Annotated in this window: 18 protein-coding genes; 17 read left to right on the top strand and 1 reads right to left on the bottom strand. The window is 65.4% G+C overall.

Annotation, left to right across the window (positions count from 1 at the left end; genetic code table 11):
- Positions 1 to 95: 95 nt before the first annotated feature.
- The 17 genes from ACRWQA_RS13370 (at position 96) to ACRWQA_RS13290 (ending at position 14980) form a co-directional block, all read left to right on the top strand.
- Positions 96 to 623, top strand: coding sequence for a YceD family protein (locus tag ACRWQA_RS13370; RefSeq protein ID WP_263583413.1), 528 nt, complete (start codon positions 96 to 98; stop codon positions 621 to 623).
- A gap of 31 nt (positions 624 to 654) precedes the next feature.
- Positions 655 to 825, top strand: a complete 171-nt coding sequence (rpmF, locus tag ACRWQA_RS13365; RefSeq protein ID WP_021820795.1) for a 50S ribosomal protein L32 — start codon at positions 655 to 657, stop codon at positions 823 to 825.
- Positions 826 to 860: 35 nt separating this feature from the next.
- Complete coding sequence (gene plsX / locus ACRWQA_RS13360; RefSeq protein WP_263583414.1) at positions 861 to 1898, top strand: phosphate acyltransferase PlsX; 1038 nt, start codon at positions 861 to 863, stop codon at positions 1896 to 1898.
- 5 nt (positions 1899 to 1903) lie between these two features.
- Positions 1904 to 2857: an ACP S-malonyltransferase gene (fabD, locus tag ACRWQA_RS13355; RefSeq protein ID WP_263583415.1), complete on the top strand. Its 954-nt coding sequence runs from the start codon at positions 1904 to 1906 to the stop codon at positions 2855 to 2857.
- Between the two features lie 56 nt (positions 2858 to 2913).
- Positions 2914 to 3657, top strand: a complete 744-nt coding sequence (fabG, locus tag ACRWQA_RS13350; RefSeq protein ID WP_263583416.1) for a 3-oxoacyl-ACP reductase FabG — start codon at positions 2914 to 2916, stop codon at positions 3655 to 3657.
- Between the two features lie 122 nt (positions 3658 to 3779).
- Positions 3780 to 4013: an acyl carrier protein gene (acpP, locus tag ACRWQA_RS13345; protein WP_008956801.1), complete on the top strand. Its 234-nt coding sequence runs from the start codon at positions 3780 to 3782 to the stop codon at positions 4011 to 4013.
- Between the two features lie 193 nt (positions 4014 to 4206).
- Entirely contained in the window at positions 4207 to 5448 is a 1242-nt protein-coding gene (fabF, locus tag ACRWQA_RS13340; RefSeq protein ID WP_412031220.1) for a beta-ketoacyl-ACP synthase II, read from the top strand.
- Positions 5449 to 5472: 24 nt separating this feature from the next.
- Positions 5473 to 6294, top strand: a complete 822-nt coding sequence (gene pabC, locus ACRWQA_RS13335) for an aminodeoxychorismate lyase (RefSeq protein WP_263583418.1) — start codon at positions 5473 to 5475, stop codon at positions 6292 to 6294.
- A 54-nt stretch (positions 6295 to 6348) separates the two neighbouring features.
- The gene (mltG, locus tag ACRWQA_RS13330) at positions 6349 to 7353 is read left to right on the top strand and encodes an endolytic transglycosylase MltG (protein WP_263583419.1); all 1005 of its coding nucleotides are present in this window, start codon (positions 6349 to 6351) and stop codon (positions 7351 to 7353) included.
- Between the two features lie 24 nt (positions 7354 to 7377).
- Entirely contained in the window at positions 7378 to 8031 is a 654-nt protein-coding gene (gene tmk, locus ACRWQA_RS13325) for a dTMP kinase (protein ID WP_263583420.1), read from the top strand.
- A gap of 23 nt (positions 8032 to 8054) precedes the next feature.
- Complete coding sequence (locus ACRWQA_RS13320; RefSeq protein WP_434229115.1) at positions 8055 to 9023, top strand: DNA polymerase III subunit delta'; 969 nt, start codon at positions 8055 to 8057, stop codon at positions 9021 to 9023.
- A 24-nt stretch (positions 9024 to 9047) separates the two neighbouring features.
- Entirely contained in the window at positions 9048 to 9383 is a 336-nt protein-coding gene (locus ACRWQA_RS13315; protein WP_263583422.1) for a PilZ domain-containing protein, read from the top strand.
- A gap of 47 nt (positions 9384 to 9430) precedes the next feature.
- A complete protein-coding gene (locus tag ACRWQA_RS13310; RefSeq protein ID WP_263583423.1) occupies positions 9431 to 10276 on the top strand; it encodes a TatD family hydrolase in 846 nt (281 codons plus the stop codon).
- A 32-nt stretch (positions 10277 to 10308) separates the two neighbouring features.
- Positions 10309 to 10866 carry a DUF1285 domain-containing protein gene (locus ACRWQA_RS13305; RefSeq protein WP_263583424.1) on the top strand — a complete coding sequence of 186 codons (558 nt, stop codon included), beginning with the start codon at positions 10309 to 10311 and terminating at the stop codon, positions 10864 to 10866.
- Positions 10863 to 13094 (top strand): ATP-dependent helicase, encoded by a 2232-nt coding sequence (locus ACRWQA_RS13300; protein WP_263583425.1) that lies wholly within the window; start codon positions 10863 to 10865, stop codon positions 13092 to 13094. Before ACRWQA_RS13305 ends, ACRWQA_RS13300 begins: the two co-directional genes overlap by 4 nt.
- Positions 13091 to 13912: a sulfurtransferase gene (locus ACRWQA_RS13295; protein WP_434229029.1), complete on the top strand. Its 822-nt coding sequence runs from the start codon at positions 13091 to 13093 to the stop codon at positions 13910 to 13912. The genes ACRWQA_RS13300 and ACRWQA_RS13295 overlap by 4 nt, the downstream gene beginning before the upstream one ends.
- Positions 13913 to 14002: 90 nt before the next feature.
- On the top strand, positions 14003 to 14980 hold the full coding sequence (locus ACRWQA_RS13290; protein WP_263583427.1) for a Gfo/Idh/MocA family oxidoreductase: 978 nt from the start codon (positions 14003 to 14005) through the stop codon (positions 14978 to 14980).
- 99 nt (positions 14981 to 15079) lie between these two features.
- On the opposite strand, the gene ACRWQA_RS13285 is transcribed toward ACRWQA_RS13290, so the two are convergent.
- Positions 15080 to 16750 (bottom strand): electron transfer flavoprotein-ubiquinone oxidoreductase, encoded by a 1671-nt coding sequence (locus ACRWQA_RS13285; RefSeq protein ID WP_263583428.1) that lies wholly within the window; start codon positions 16748 to 16750, stop codon positions 15080 to 15082.
- Positions 16751 to 16821: the final 71 nt, after the last annotated feature.

The raw sequence follows: 16821 nt of genomic DNA, 5'->3' as shown, positions 1-16821 counted from the left end.
GAAAGGGGCATTCGGCTTTCGAACAGGCGGACATTGTAACTTGTTGAGTGGGCGTCTTTGACAGGGGCGGGGGGAGTGCCTATCATTGCGCGCCTATGTTGACCTCACGACTTCCCAATAGGGTCGAGCCTTACCGGCTCGCCTCCCGTGGCGAAAGCCTCTCCGGCCTGATGGCGCTCGACCAGTTCGAGCGCCTGGCCGAGCAGGTGGGTGCGCAGACGGGGGACTGCCAGGTATGGCTCGATTTCGGCATCGACGCCCAAGGCCGCCGCGAGATTCGCGGCCGTCTCGAAGCCGAGCTGCAGTTGCCTTGCCGGCGCTGCCTCGAGCCTATGGCGCAGCATGTCGAGAGCGAGTTCCTGCTGGGCATGGTCTCGAGCGATGCGCTGGCGGCAGAGCTGCCAAGCACCCACGAGCCGGTGCTGGTGGAAAACGAACAGCTGAATCTTCTGGAGGTGGTCGAGGATGAATTGATCCTCAGCCTGCCCCAGGTGGTTTACCACGACGAGGCACATTGCCGTGTCTCGCGCGACCAGCTGAGCAGCGGAGAGGAGGCCGAATCGAGCGAGCCGGCTCCCGCGAGTCCTTTCGAGGTGCTGCGTCATCTCAAGGGCAAATCCTGATTGTTTATCGTCTCACTTCGGAGTGACACCCATGGCAGTTCAACAGAACCGTAAGACCCGTTCCAAGCGCGGCATGCGTCGCAGCCACGACGCCCTGAGCGCGCCGACCCTGTCCCAGGACAAGGAAACCGGCACCACTCACCTGCGCCACCACGTCTCCCCGGACGGCTTCTACCGTGGTCGCAAGGTGGTCGACGCCTGAGTCGACCCGCTGTCGATGACCATCGGCACCTGAACGTGCGGATTGCCATCGATGCGATGGGTGGAGACGCCGGTCCGGCCGTTGCCGTCCATGGTGCGGCGGCCGCCGCCCAGGCTTGGCCGGGGCTGGCAATCGACCTGTTCGGCCCGGGCGACCAGCTGTCAGTCGAGCTCGAGAATCTGCCGCGGCACCTCGCCGCGGCGGGTTCGCGTTTGTCCGTTCATCATGCGGCGGGCCTGATTCGTCAGGATCAGCGACCCTCCGACGCGCTCAGGCGTGGCGGCGATACGAGCATGGCGCTGATGCTCGCCCATGTGGCCAGCCGCAATGCCGCGGCAGGTGTCAGTGCCGGCAATACCGGTGCCTTGATGGCCCTGGCCCGGCGTGCGCTTGGCACCGTGGCGGACATCCCGCGCCCGGCTATCTGTACGGCCATCCCTACCCGCGGCGATGGGCGCTGCTACCTGCTGGACCTCGGTGCCAATGTCGATGTCACCGCGGAGCGGTTGGTGGACTTCGCCCGTATGGGTGAGGTCATGGCGCGCCACGTGGACGGCCTAGCCGCCCCCAGGGTGGCGCTGCTCAACGTGGGCAGCGAGGGCACCAAGGGTAGTGAGGCGGTTCGCCAGGCGGATGCGCTGCTGGAGGCGTTCGAGTCGCTGAACTATATCGGTTTCATCGAGGGAGACGGCATCTTTGCCGGTTCCGCCGATGTGGTGGTATGCGATGGTTTCGTTGGCAATGCGGTGCTCAAGGCCAGCGAAGGATTGGCGCGCATGCTGATCGAGCGGGTCCAGACGACCTTCGAGTCGCATTGGGGCAGCCGTTTTGTCGGAATGCTGGCAAGGCCGGCGCTGCGTCGGTTGAAGAACGAACTCGATCCGGTGCGCTACAATGGCGCCAGCTTGCTGGGGCTCGACGGCATCGTGATCAAGAGCCATGGTAGTGCCGATGCTACAGGCTTCTCCTATGCTGTGTCGCGGGCCGTGCAGGAGGTCAATCGCGGCTTGCCGGGGCGACTCGCCGTGGAGCTGGGCGCACAGTGTGACAGCACTCAACAAGAGCAATGGTGAACGACATGACTCAACCCCTTGCCCTCGTCTTTCCCGGGCAAGGCTCCCAGCAAGTAGGCATGTTGCGGGAGCTGGCGGAACGCTACAGCGTCGTGCGGACGACCTTCGAGGAAGCCGCCGATGCCTTGGGCTACGACCTGTGGAAAGTGGTCCAGGAAGGGCCCGATGAGGCACTCAACGCTACCGCCTGTACCCAGCCGGCGCTATTGACGGCCAGCGTTGCCATCTGGCGGGTATGGCAGGAACTGGAGGGGCCTCGCCCTGGTGCCATGGCGGGACACAGCCTGGGTGAATACAGCGCCATGGTATGCGCCGGCGTCATGGGCTTCGCCGATGGCGTTCGCCTGGTGCGCCTGCGTGGCGAGGCGATGCAGGAGGCGGTGCCGGTCGGTCAGGGCGCCATGGCGGCCATCCTGGGGCTGGAGGACGTCACCGTTGAAACGGCCTGTGCCGAGGCGGCGCAAAATGAGGTGGTGGCGGCGGTGAACTACAATGCTCCGGGGCAGGTGGTGATCGCCGGCGACAAGGCCGCCGTGGAGCGAGCCATTGCCCTGTGCCAGGAGGCGGGTGCCAAGCGCGCCATGCCGCTGCCGGTTTCGGTGCCTTCGCACTGCGCTCTGATGCGGCCGGCCGCCGAGCGGCTCGAGGCGGCCATGGCGAAGCTCGACATGCGTCCGCCGCGCTATACCGTTTACCAAAACGTCGATGCCCAGGCGCATGCCGATGTCGAAACCCTGCGCACGCGCCTGGTCGAGCAGCTCTACCAGCCGGTGCGCTGGACTTCCTGCATGGAGGCGATGGCCTCGGGCGGTGCCCAGGTGTTCATCGAATGCGGGCCGGGCAAGGTGCTCACCGGTCTTGGCAAGCGCATCGTCAAGGGCAGCAAGGGACTGGCGGTTAACGATCCCGATAGCCTTGAGGCCGCTCTGGAGCTGGCGCGCGAGGCCGCCAACCCATAATACGATGCGAGGCTCAGAGGTCTCGGACTCAACAGCACACCAGCGGAAACGGAATTATGACGAGCGAACGTAGAATCGCCCTGGTAACCGGCGCCAGCCGTGGTATTGGCCAGGCCATTGCCCACGAACTCGGCCGCCAGGGACGCGTGGTGATCGGAACCGCCACGACCGAATCCGGAGCAGCCAGGATCGACGAGGACCTGCGCGCCAACGGCATCGAGGGTGCCGGCAGGGCACTCGACGTGACCGATCAGGCCAGTGTCGATGCACTGATCAAGGCCATCACCGAGGAGTTCGGTGCGCCCACCATCCTGGTCAACAATGCCGGCATCACGCGCGACAACTTGCTGATGCGCATGAAGGAAGACGAATGGGACTCGGTGCTCGACACCAATCTCAAGTCGGTCTATCGCGTCACCAAGGCGTGCCTGCGCGGCATGACCAAGGCCCGCTTCGGTCGTATCGTCAGTATCAGTTCGGTAGTGGCGACCATGGGCAATCTCGGCCAGACCAACTATGCTGCCGCCAAGGCGGGCATGGAAGGCTTCACTCGCGCCCTGGCGCGTGAGGTGGCATCTCGGGCGATTACCGTCAATGCCGTGGCGCCGGGCTTCATTGCTACCGACATGACGCGTGCGCTTCCCGAAGAGCAGCATCGGGCGCTACTGACACAGATTCCATTGGCGCGCCTTGGCGAGCCCGTGGAAATCGCGGCTGCCGTCGGTTTCCTGGCGAGCGAGGGCGCTGGCTACATCACCGGTGAGACGCTGCAGGTCAATGGCGGCATGAACATGCGTTGAAGCCCCCGCAGGTCGGCGGTTGCGCCGACGGGGGGGCGTCTATAAACTACCCCGCAGCTTGAGTTTGCGGACCAAACGGCTGGTCATCCGAACGGCTAACTTGAACGACTGGAGTACGTATAATGAGCACCATCGAAGAGCGCGTGAAGAAGGTTGTGGCCGAGCGCCTGAACGTCAAGGAAGAGGATATCCAGAACAGCTCCTCCTTCACCGAGGACCTTGGCGCTGATTCCCTGGATACCGTCGAGCTGGTCATGGCGCTCGAAGAGGAATTCGATACCGAAATTCCCGATGAAGAAGCCGAGAAGATCACCACCGTTCAGGAAGCCATCGATTACGTCAACGCCCATCAGTAAGGGCGCGGTCGTCGCCGCTTGCTGATGAGGTGAAGGGCTCTGCGAGAGCCTTGGAAAAGCCGTCCTGACTCTCGGGGCGGCTTTTTGCTTTGTATCGAGGCCGTGGCTGCCCATGCGAGGAGCATGTCCGGTATAATGCGCGCAATGACGGCCCGGGAGCAGGGCCGTGTCATCAAGGTTGTCTGGAGGATTTCTGATGGCTCGTAGAGTTGTGGTGACCGGGCTGGGGCTGGTCACACCAGTGGGCAACACCGTCGAGGGGAGCTGGGAGAATATCCTGGCCGGCAAGAGCGGCATCGCCCCTATCGAGCATTTCGATGCCACCAGCTTCAACACTCGCTTCGGCGGTTCGGTCAAGAACTTCGACATCAGTCCGTACTTGAACCCGAAAGATGCGCGCAAGATGGACCTGTTCATTCAGTACGGCGTGGCAGCGGGAGCCCAGGCCATCGAGGATGCCGGTCTCGAATGCAACGAGGAAAACGCCGAGCGTATTGGAGTCGCCATCGGTTCCGGCATCGGCGGACTGCCGATGATCGAGCAGAACCATATCGCGCTCCAGAAAGGGGGGGCGCGTCGAATCTCGCCCTTCTTCGTGCCCGGCTCGATCATCAACATGATCTCCGGAAACTTGGCCATCCAGCATGGTTTCCGGGGACCTAACATCGCCATTACCACCGCCTGTACCACCGGTACCCACAACATCGGCTACAGTGCTCGCACCATTGCCTATGGCGATGCCGACGTGATGATCTGCGGCGGCGCCGAGATGGCCACTACGCCGCTGGGACTGGGTGGGTTCTCCGCTGCCCGGGCACTGTCGACCCGCAACGACGACCCCCAGGCCGCCAGCCGACCCTGGGATCGCGACCGCGACGGCTTCGTGCTATCGGATGGCGCGGGCATCCTGGTGCTCGAGGAATATGAACACGCCAAGGCGCGTGGGGCGAGAATCTACGCCGAACTGACCGGTTTCGGCATGAGCGACGATGCCTACCACATGACCGCACCGCCGGAAGACGGCAGCGGGGCGGCGCTCTCCATGCGCAACGCCATTCGCGATGCCAAGCTCGACCCCACCGAGGTGCACTACATCAATGCTCACGGTACCTCGACCCCCGCGGGTGACCTGGCCGAGAGCCGTGCGGTGAAGCGGGTGCTGGGCGAGGCGGCCAGCGGCGTGGCCGTGAGTTCCACCAAGTCGATGATCGGCCACCTGCTGGGCGCTGCCGGCGCCGTAGAGGCGGTGTTCTGCGTCCTGGCGATTCGCGATCAGGTGGCGCCGCCCACAATCAACCTGGACAATCCGCAGGAGGGCTGCGACCTGGATTACGTGCCGCATACCGCACGCGAGATGAAGATCGACGTGGCGGTGTCCAACTCATTCGGCTTCGGTGGCACCAACGGTACCCTGGTCTTCTCCCGGTTGCGCTGAGCCGGGACGTCGCGAGCGAGAGGCATGACTCGGCCGATGGCGCCAGCGCAGGTTCCAGTCGACGACCGTGGCCTGGCCTACGGTGACGGGCTGTTCGAGACCATACTGGTTCGCGATGGCGAACCCCTGCTTTGGCCCCAGCACATGGCCCGGCTGGCCAAGGGCTGTCGGACACTGGGCATTCCCATGCCGGCCAGCGCCGAGCTCGACGGTCTACCTGTTCTGGCCGGGGCGGGGCTGAAGGTGCTCAAGCTGATCCTGACTCGTGGCAGCGGCGGTCGTGGCTACCTTCCTCCACATTCGGCCAGGCCGCGTTTGCGATGGCAGGTGTCCGACTTTTCGCCCCAGGCGAAGCGATGGGAGGCGGGCGTGCGGGTGCGACATTGCCACTTGCGGCTGGGCATCCAGCCCCTGCTTGCCGGGCTCAAGCATCTCAACCGGCTCGAGAACGTGCTGGCACGCCGCGAGTGGGATGATCCCGATGTGGCCGAAGGGTTGCTCTGCGACAGCCAGGGGAGCTTGATCGAAGCCACCTGCATGAACGTGTTCTGGCAGCGCCGGGGGCGCCTGGAAACACCGCGCCTCGATGGCTGCGGCGTGGCGGGTACGCTGCGGGGGGTTCTGATGGAACGCTTGCCGATCACGGAAGTCACTACGGGGCCGGAAGTGCTGGTCGACGCCGAGGCCGTGTGGTTAGGCAACTCGGTTCAGGGGCTCTGGCCCGTCATTCGCCTCGACGATGCCGATGGCGTATTGCAGCGGTGGCAGACGATGGATGATGTCCACCGTAGCCTGCAGCGGGAAGCCCATGAGCTGTTGGGGTACCCGACCGACTTCGACGATTGATCTGCGAACGGCAGAGAGTGGGCACTGAATAAGAGTGGGCAACGAGGAAGGCGCATGCTGCGTTTGGTGAAGGTTATTGTGGTGCTGGTCATCGTGGCAGGCGTAGCGGCATTCGCCGGCTATCGTTACTGGGAGAGCCGGCTCGAGGCTCCCATCGCGGTGGAGGAGGACACCCTCTACGAAGTGCCGCGGGGTGCGGGTTACAACCGTGTAGTCGCCGACCTGGCAGCACGCGGCGTGATCAAGGAAGAGTGGGCGTTTCGCCTGTTGACGCGGATCGAACCCGAAGCGATTCCGCAGCTGCGCACCGGCGAGTACATGCTCGAGCCGGGCATGAGCGGGCGCGAAATGCTCGAATTGCTCGGCAGCGACAAGGTCGTCACCTATCCGCTGACCATCCCCGAAGGCTGGAGCTTCCGCCAGATGCGCGCCCGTCTCGATGCCGCGCCCAAGCTCGAAAGCCGTACCGCGGACCTCAGCGACGAAGAGGTCATGGCGCTGCTGGAGCGCGAGGGACGCCATCCTGAGGGCTGGTTCTTCCCCGACACCTATCGCTACCACAAGGGCATGAGCGACCTTGATATCCTGCGCCAGGCGCTTGCGCGCATGGAGCAGGTGCTGGACGAGGTCTGGGAGGCGCGTAGCGACGACCTGCCCATCGAGACGCCCTACGAGGCGCTGATCATGGCCTCGCTGATCGAGCGTGAGACCGGCGCGCCCGAGGAGCGTCGCGAAATCGCCGGTGTCTTCAAGCGCCGCCTGGAGCGCGGTATGCGCCTGCAGACCGACCCTACCGTGATCTATGGGATGGGCGAGCGCTACGAAGGACGCATCACTCGCGCCGACCTGCAGGAATCGACCCCGTACAATACCTATACCATCGATGGCATGCCGCCGACGCCCATCGCCATGCCGGGGCGCGCCTCGCTCGAGGCCGCCGTCGATCCGCTGCCCGGTGAGACCCTCTACTTCGTCTCGCGGGGCGACGGTACGCACCATTTCTCACGTACGCTGCGCGAACACAACAATGCCGTGAACCGCTACATCCGCAACCGTTGAGCGGCCGGACGCACAGGAGCCCCGATGCAACAGCGTGGACGATTCATCACCCTGGAAGGCGGCGAGGGAGTCGGCAAGTCGACCAACCTGGCGTGGGTGGCTCAATGGTTGACGGCGCATGGCGTCGAGGTGGTGCGCACCCGAGAACCGGGAGGTACGCCGCGGGCCGAAGCCATCCGTGAACTGCTGCTCTCACCGCAAGCCGACGAGCCGCTCGACGCCGATGCCGAACTGCTATTGGTGTTCGCCGCTCGCGCTCAGCACCTGGCGCAGCGCATTCGTCCGGCGCTCGCCCGCGGCGCCTGGGTGCTCTGCGACCGCTTCACCGATGCCACCTTCGCCTACCAGGGCGGTGGACGTGGCATCGACCCGGAACGTATCACCGAGCTTGAGCGATTCGTGCAGCAGGGGCTCGAGCCCGACCTGACGCTGCTGCTCGATATGCCTGTTGACGCGGCCCAGCGACGCCTGCAGGGCCGACTGGCAGCCAGCGGTCATAGCCTCGATCGCTTCGAGCAGGAGCACGCGACCTTCTTCGAGGCCGTGCGGCGGGCCTACCTGGCGCGGGCCAGCGCGGCACCCCGGCGGGTGGCGGTCATCGATGCCGACGCCCCTTTGGAAACCGTGCAGGCACGTCTTTCGGCATGTCTGGAAGAGCGGGTGAGGGAGTGGCTGTGAGCGAGCCCTCCCTGCCGACTCCGCTGCCGTGGCAGGAGCCGCTGTGGCGTCAGTTCCTGGCGCTGTACCGTGGCGCTCGGCTGCCTCATGCACTGTTGCTCTCGGGGCCGCATGGCGTCGGCAAGCAGCGCTTCGCCGATGCCCTGGTCGCCCATCTCCTGTGCACCTCGCCGGGCGAGGTAGCCTGCGGCCAGTGCCACGGCTGCCGCATGCTGGCGTCCGGCTATCATCCCGACCTGCTGCGTGTGTCTCCTGAAGAGGGCAAGCGGCAGATCCGTATCGACCCCATTCGCGAGGTCAACGCCTTCGTCGCCCAGACGGCCCAGCAGGGAGGCCATCGCGTGATCGTGCTGTCGCCGGCCGAGGCGATGAACGTGGCCGCCGCCAACGCGCTGCTCAAGAGTCTGGAAGAGCCGGGGGAGCGCACTCAGTTCGTGCTGCTGGCTGACGTGCCCTCGCGCATGCTGGCCACCATTCGCTCGCGTTGCCAGCACTGGAGCCTGCCATTGCCGCAGCTTGAGCAGAGCCTGGAGTGGCTGGCGAAGCAACTGGACGGTCGTGACGAAGCCGCGTTCTGGTACCAGGTCTCGGGTGGCCTGCCGCTGCTGGCGGCCGAATTGGCCACCCCCGAGTCGAGGGCGCTGCGCAAGCAGCTGCATGACACCTTCGATGCCCTGGTGCGTGGCGCCGAGCCGGTAGCGGAGGCGGCCCGCCTCGACCGCCAGTCCCTGGAGGCGATCCTGTGGTACGGTATTGCCTGGCTCGAGGATCTCATACGCCTGGGCTTGTCGGGGGAGACGGCCGAGGTACGCAACCCCGACCTGCTGCCGCTCTATCGCCAGGCGGTCAAGAATGCCCGGGTACAGGATTGGTTCCGGCTGCTGGACTTCGCGCGGGAGCAGCGCCGCCTGCTGTCCGCGGGCGGGAATCCCAACCCCCAGCTTGTCCTCGAGGCCTGGTTGGTTCGCTGGTCGACCCTGCTGCGTTCCTGAGGCACGAACAAGGGAGAAGAACCCATGGCACCGCAAAAGGCCTTGTCTCTGACGATACAGGACGAGCAGACTTTGCTCTCCGCCTACATGCCGCTGCTGGAGCGGGGCGGCATCTTCGTGCCCACTCGCGAGCGCTACGAGCTGGGCCAGGAAGTCTACCTGCTGCTGACCCTGCCCGGCGAGAGCGAGCGGGTGCCGGTGACCGGCCAGGTCGTCTGGGTCTCGCCCGATGGCGTGGCGGGGCGGCGGGTGCCGGGTATCGGCATCCATTTCAGTCCCGAGGACCATACCGTGCGGGATCGCATCGAAACCCTGCTGGCCGGCCAACTGGACAAGGGCGCCCCGACCTATACCCTGTGAGCGAAAAGCCGCGCCATACCGCATTCACCTGACGAGTTTCTCTCTGCATGTTTGTCGATTCGCACTGCCACCTCGACCGCCTCGATCCTGCCAGCCACGACGGCAGTCTCGCCGTCACCCTGGAGGCGGCTCGGGCCCGCGACGTACGCCAGTTCCTGGCCATTGCGGTCACGCTCGAGGACGTGCCGAGCCTGGCCGGGATCGCCCGAGATCACGCCGACGTGGCGATCTCGGCCGGCGTGCATCCGATGCAACTGCTGGAGAGCGAGCCCGATATCGAAACCATCAAGGAGACGGCGGAGCGCTTCGGTGCCGTGGCCATCGGCGAGTGCGGCCTGGACTATCATTATCTCGACAAGACGCCCGAGCGCGTGCCGTCGCGGGAGGTACAGCGAGAGCGCTTCCGTCGTCAGTTGGTCGTCGCCACCGAGCTCGAACTGCCGGTGATCGTGCATACCCGCGATGCCCGCGAGGACACCCTGGCGCTGATTCGCGAGCACAGCGACCCGGCCATCGGCGGGGTGCTGCACTGCTTCACCGAGGATCTGGAGATGGCGCGGGAAGCGGTCCGTCACGGTTTCTACATTTCGCTTTCCGGCATCGTCACTTTTCGTAATGCCGAAAGCCTGCGCGAGGTGGCGCGCCGCGTGCCGCTCGACCGGCTGCTGATCGAGACCGACAGCCCCTATCTGGCGCCGGTACCGCATCGCGGCAAGCCCAACGAGCCGGCCTGGGTGGTGGAAGTGGCCCAGTGCATCGCCCAGGAGCGCGGCATCAGCATCGACGAGGTCGCCATGCAGACCACGGCCAACTTCTATCGGTTGTTTCGCGGTGCCGCCCCGGAGGTGTCTGACGAGACCCGCGAGGTCCTGGCCCGGGCCGGCTTGGTGTAGCCAGGAGAGAAAGTCATGTCGAAGGGGCAAGCATGAACCTGGACCCACTGCTCAATCATGTCGATGCCGATGGCACCATCCCGCCTGTCGACCGCTGGCAGCCGACCCAGGCCGGCGAGATGGACCTGGAAATCGTCGCTGACGGCCGCTGGTTCCACGCAGGCAGCGAGATGACGCGTCCCCGCCTGGTAAGGCTGCTCTCGACGCTGCTGCGGCGTGAGCATGACGGACACTACTACCTGGTCACTCCGGTAGAGAAGCAGCGCATCCGCGTGGTGGACCGGCCCTTCGTCGTGGTCGACGCCGAGCACGACGAAGCTGCCGGCGACTGGTGGCTGACCACCCATGCCGGCGATCGCCTGCGGCTGGATGACGAGCATCGGCTGCAGCTGAGCACGACACCGGATGGCGTCCAGGTGCCCGAGGTGCCGGTGCGCTTCGGCCTCTCGGCCCGGTTGGGGCGCAACGTCTTCTACCGCCTGGTGGAGTGTGCCGAACAGCGCGAGGGGGGTGGCGGAGTGATCGAGCTCGGCCTGACCAGCGCTGGCGTATGGCAGCCGCTGGGCGAGTTGCCGGCCGAGGCTTCGTGAGGCTGACCGAGGAACAGCGTGCCGTCGTCGAGCACGGTGCCGGCCATGCCCGGGTAGCCGCCGTGGCAGGGGCCGGTAAGACCACCACTCTCGTTGCTCGCGTGCTGCATCTGCTCGAGCGGGGCGTACCGACGAACCGGATCCTGGTACTGATGTTCAACCGCTCGGCGCGCGAGGACTTCCAGCGTCGGCTCGTCGAGATGGCGCCCACCGGCCAGCGCCTGCCGGACGTGCGTACCTTCCACTCGCTGGGGCATCGCCTGACCGCCAGCCTGACCCGCTGGGGGGCGTTGGCCCCGCGCCGGCTGATTGCCGCCGACTGGCAGGTGGAGCGGCTGCTACGCCAGGCGACCCTCGAGGTGCTGGAAGACGGCGACCGGCGAGAGCTGGCACTGGAGGCCGACACCCTGGAGGCGCTGGCACACTTCTGTGGCCTGGTGAAGGCCGAGATGCTACCGGCGGCCACGCTCCTGGAGCGGCTCGATTACGACGAGGGCAGCGAGCACTTCGCCGAGGCCTTCGAGCGCCTCGAGGCGCTGCTCGCAGAGCATGGCCTCATGACCTATTCCGACCTGCTCTATCGGCCCCTGCGCGCGCTGGAGGCGAATACCGGCTTGGTACGACGGGTCCAGGGCTATCTCGACCAGGCGATCGTCGATGAGTACCAGGACATCAACCAGGCCCAGCTACGCCTGCTGGCCTTGCTCGCCGGGCACGACGCCGACGTGATGGCGGTAGGGGATGCCAACCAGTGCATCTACGAGTGGCGCGGCGCCCATCCCGACACCATGCGCGAACATTTCACCGCGACCTTCGGCGCGGCGACCGATTACCCGCTCTCCACCACCTTCCGCCACGGCCACTCGCTGGCATTGCTGGCCAACCATGCCATTGCCGCCAACCGGCGGCGGCCCGACCAGTTGTGCCTGGCCGCCCCCGGAAACCCACACACCGAGCTGGTTGTCGAGCAGGGGCGGACGGCACTGCTGGCGACACTTGATCGCTGGCAGCAGAGTGGCAGGTCGTTGAGCGAGGCCTGCCTGCTGGTACGCAGTTGGGCGCTGTCGGTACCCGTTCAACTGCAACTGCTGCAAGCCGGCATCCCGTTTCGCCTCACCCGCGAGGATCGCTTCGTCTTCCGTTTGCCGCTGGTGCAGGCTCTGGCCGGCTACCTGCGCCTGGCGCGCACCCCGGCCCTGCTGCACGATCCGACCCATCTCCTGCGCCTGTTCGAGCAGCCAACGCCGTTCGTCTCCCGTGAGCGTCTCGTCGCCCTGGTTCAGCGCCTGGCGGGAACGCAACGCTATCCCGAGCGGGACGATCCCCTGCTGGCCGGCCTCAAGCCCATGCAGCGTCGCAACCTCAAGCGGCGCTGGGCCCTGCTGTGCGAACTCCCTCGGCTAGGTGGCTGGGCACCGGCGCGGCTACTGGCGCACGTGGTCGAGTCTCTGGATGCCGAAAAGGTGCTCAAGCGAGCCGCCGCACGCCGCGAGAAAGGCGAAGAGGACGTGCGCCTGCTCGACGTGCTCGTCGAGCAGGCGGGGGAGACCCGTGATATTGACGCCTTCATCGAGCTGCTCGAACGCCCCGTCGAGAACCACGCCGAGGGACTTCAAATCACCACCGTGCATGGCGCCAAGGGACTGGAGTGGCCATTGGTGATCGTCTCAGGCGTCAACGAGGAGGACTTTCCCCACTACAGCCGCGACAACCCCTTGTCCCCCGCTCGCCTGGAAGAGGAGCGGCGGCTGTTCTATGTCGCCGTGACCCGCGCATGCGAGCACCTGTTGTTGCTGCACGACAGCGGCGATCATCGCCCCAGCCGCTTCCTTGCCGAGACGGCATGGGAGGATTGCCGCCAAGTCGCGGCTCGACTGTCGGACCCGAGTGAGGGCAATGCTTCCCTGATGGTGGCTGCGCCTGAGCTGGTCTCGCGCTATCTCGCCGGAGTAGGCCATGCTGGAGTAGCGCTGACGCGACGTGCGCCTGCGGTTGCCGAGCCGGGAGCGAGCTATGCAACGCAGCCCTATCAACCCGGGCAGCGGCTGCGTCATGCGGTATTCGGTGAGGGCGAGGTCGTGGTGGTCGAAGGTGACCCCGCGGATCCGGTCATCGAAGTTAACTTCAAGCAGGCCGGACGGCGTCGTCTACTGGCCTGTCGGGCCCCCATCGAGCTGCTCACTTGCGAGGGGGCGGTCAAAATGCCTGCCCAAGGAGAACGCGTATGAGTCGAGTACTGATCACGGCCAGCGAGCTGGCCGAGTCGCTGCAAGGGCAACTCCCCCCGAGAGTGCTCGATTGCCGTGCGCGACTGGGCGATCGCGATGCCGGGCTTCGCCTGTGGGAGGCCGGCCACGTGCCCGGTAGCCTGCATCTCGATCTCGATCGAGACCTGGCGACCGAACCCGGTCAGTGCGGCCGCCACCCGTTGCCGTCGTCTGGTGACTTTGCCGCCACGCTGCAGCGGCTCGGAATCTCGCCTACGGTCCCCGTGGTGGTACTGGACGACATGGGCGGCCAGCTGGCCGCAGCCCGGGCCTGGTGGATGCTGGCCGTCTGGGCGGGACATCCCGACGTCCGCGTACTCGACGGCGGGTTGCACGCCTGGCAGGAGGAGGGCGGTGAGCTGGTGCTGGGGCTGGAGCCGCTGCCCGAGCCGAGCCGCTGGCAGCCGACCTTCGATGGCAGGGCGTGCATGAGTGCGGACGACGTCTTCTCGGGGCGGGAACTCAAGCTCGATGCCCGCAGCGAGGAGCGCTTTCGCGGTGAAGCCGAGCCCATCGATGCGGTGGCTGGGCACATTCCCGGAGCGGTATGTCGCCCCAGTGCCGCCAACCTGACCGAAACGGGGCGTTTCAAGGCACCCGAGACGCTGGACGCCGAGCTCCCGCATGGTGAGGCCATCGTGGCCTACTGCGGCTCCGGCGTGACCGCCTGTCATAACATCCTGGCTTACGCCATTGCCGGTCGCCCCAAGCCTCGGCTCTATCCGGGGTCATGGAGCGAATGGGTTCGCGACCCGTCGAGACCAGTGGCGCGTGGCTGAGTGAGCTAGGCTTTAAGCACCCGAAGGCGACCTTGGCGTTGTCCGGCGGGCTTCATGGAATGAGGAACAAGGGAACCGGGGGAGGACACAATGAATTTTGCCCTCATCGGTGCTGCCGGGTACATCGCGCCTCGTCACATGCAGGCCATCAAGGAGTCGGGACACACCCTGGTGGCAGCCTACGATATCAACGATTCGGTAGGCATCATCGACTCCATTTCTACCGAATGTGCCTTCTTCACAGAGTTCGAGAGTTTCCTGGAGCATGCCTGGCGGCTCAGGCGTGAGCGAGGGAAGGGGGTCGACTACTGGGTAGTCTGCTCGCCCAACCATTTGCACAGCGCCCATATCACCGCCGGACTGTACCTGGGCTGCGAGGTGATCTGCGAGAAGCCGCTGGTATCAACCCCGGCTCAGCTCGATGAGCTGTGCTGCGTCGAGCAAGAGACCGGACATCACGTCTACAGCATCATGCAACTGCGCCACCATCCTGCCATCCATGAACTGCGCGACAAGGTGCTGGCCGAGCGGCGCGACGGGCAATACGAGGTCGAGTTGACCTACATTACGGTTCGCGGGCCTTGGTACCTGGTCAGTTGGAAGGGCGATCCGCGCAAGTCGTTCGGCGTGATGGCCGAGATCGGCATTCATTTCTTCGACATGCTGCATGTGGTCTTTGGCGAGCTGAAGAAGCAGGTGCTGCACTACCATGACGAGCACAAGGCCGCCGGCTACCTCGAGTACGACAAGGCGCGGGTGCGCTGGTTTCTCTCCATCGACGCCGAGGATCTGCCCGAGCACTTGGGCGGCCAGCACTCCACCTACCGCAGCATCACCTGCGACGGCGAGGAGTTCGAATTCTCCAGCGGCTTTACCGACCTGCATACCGTCAGTTATCGCGAGATCCTTGCCGGCCGTGGCTTCGGTATCGAGGCCGTTCGACACTGCATCGATACCGTGTATGAGTTGGGCTTGCTAACCCCCGAAGTGCCGCGCGCGGATGAAGCGCACTCTCAACTGGCTCGGTTGATGCCGATATCTTCCCAGGCTGCCGCCGGTCGCAGCTGAGCGAAGGGCAGCGGGTCAGTTCTCCCGCAAAGTCCTGTGTCTCTCCTGCTGAATGACGAAGGGCGTGCCAATGGCACGCCCTTCGTCTGTTTGGCATCGTTACATGTTCGGGTAGTTGGGACCGCCGCCTCCCTCAGGAGCTACCCACCTGATGTTCTGCGCTGGATCCTTGATGTCGCAGGTCTTGCAGTGCACGCAGTTCTGGAAGTTGACCTGGAAGCGCGGCTTGCCGTCGTCGTCCTCGACCACCTCGTAGACCCCGGCCGGGCAGTAGCGCTGTGCCGGCTCGGCGTACTTCGGCAGGTTCTCGCGGATGGGAATGTCCGGATCCAGCAGTTTCAGATGGCTCGGCTGATCCTCCTCGTGGTTGGTGTTCGACAGGAACACCGAGGAGAGCTTGTCGAAGGAGAGCTTGCCGTCGGGCTTGGGGTAGTCGATCTTCTCGAACTTGTCGGCCGGCTCGAGAGCGGCGTGGTCCGGCGTGGTGTCGTGCAGGTTGGGCAGCTTGCCACCGAGCAACTGGTTGACGAAGTTGTAGGCGCCGCCGCCCACGGTGCCGTACTTGTGCAACGCCGGGCCGAAGCTGGCGGTCTCCTTGAGTTCGGCGTAGGCCCAGCTCGATTCCCACTTCGCGCTGAAGGCGGTCAGCTCCTGGCCGCCTTCGTCACCGCCGGCAAGTGCCTCGAATACCGCTTCGGCGGCTACCAGGCCCGACTTCATGGCGGTGTGCAGGCCCTTGATCTTGGCGAAGTTGAGCGTGCCGGCATCGCAGCCGATCAACAGCCCGCCAGGGAAGGTCATCTTCGGCAGGCAGTTGAGGCCGCCCTTGGTGATGGCGCGTGCCCCGTAGGCCACGCGCTTACCGCCCTCGAGGTGCTTGGCCAGTACCGGGTGATGCTTCATGCGCTGGAACTCGTCGAAGGGCGAGAGCCAGGGGTTCTTGTAGGAGAGGTCCATGATCAGGCCGACCACCACCTGATGGTTCTCGGCGTGGTAGAGGAACCAGCCGCCATGGGTGTCCTTGGCCAGCGGCCAGCCCGAACCATGCAGTACCAGCCCCGGCTCGTGCTTCTCGGCGGGAATGTCCCACAGCTCCTTGAGGCCGATGCCGTAGTGCTGGGGATCCTTGCCCTCGTCGAGCTTGAAGCGCGAGATCAGCCCCTTGCCCAAGTGACCGCGGGCGCCCTCGGCGAACAGCGTGTACTTGGCGCGCAGCTCCATGCCTGGCATGTAGCCGTCCTTCGGCGTGCCGTCGGCAGCCACGCCCATGTCGCCGATGAGGATGCCGCGCACGGTGCCGTCCTCGTCGTGAATCACGTCCTGGGCGGCGAAGCCGGGGAACACCTCGACGCCGAGCCCTTCGGCCTGTTCGGCCAGCCAGCGGCACAGGTTGCCGGCGCTGATCACGTAGCGGGTGAGGTCGCCGCCGGTATTGTGCATGCTCTTCGGCACCAGGGCGTTGGGCAGCTTCTGGGCTTTCTGGGCGTCCTTGAGCAGGTAGACTTCGTCGCGGGTCGCGGGGGTGGTCAGCGGGGCGCCACGCTCTTCCCAATCGGGGAACAACTCGGCCAGTGCGCGGGGCTCGAAAACGGCCCCCGAGAGGATGTGGGCGCCCACCTCGGAGCCTTTCTCCACCACGCACACCGCCAGCTCCTGGCCCGCCTCGTTGGCCTGCTGCATCAGGCGGCAGGCTGCCGATAGCCCCGAGGGGCCGGCGCCGACGATCACCACGTCGAAGTCCATCGAATCGCGCTCTACTTGCTCAGACATGCCAGTCGCTCCTCCCTCGGCTTCGGCGTCGGAGCCGTGGCACCAACGTCGAAGAAAAATAAAACGGTCGT

The sequence above is a fragment of the Billgrantia sp. C5P2 genome, assembly GCF_051062895.2.
The sequence above is the reverse complement of the archived record's forward strand: the minus strand, read 5'-3'. Positions and strand labels throughout refer to the sequence as shown.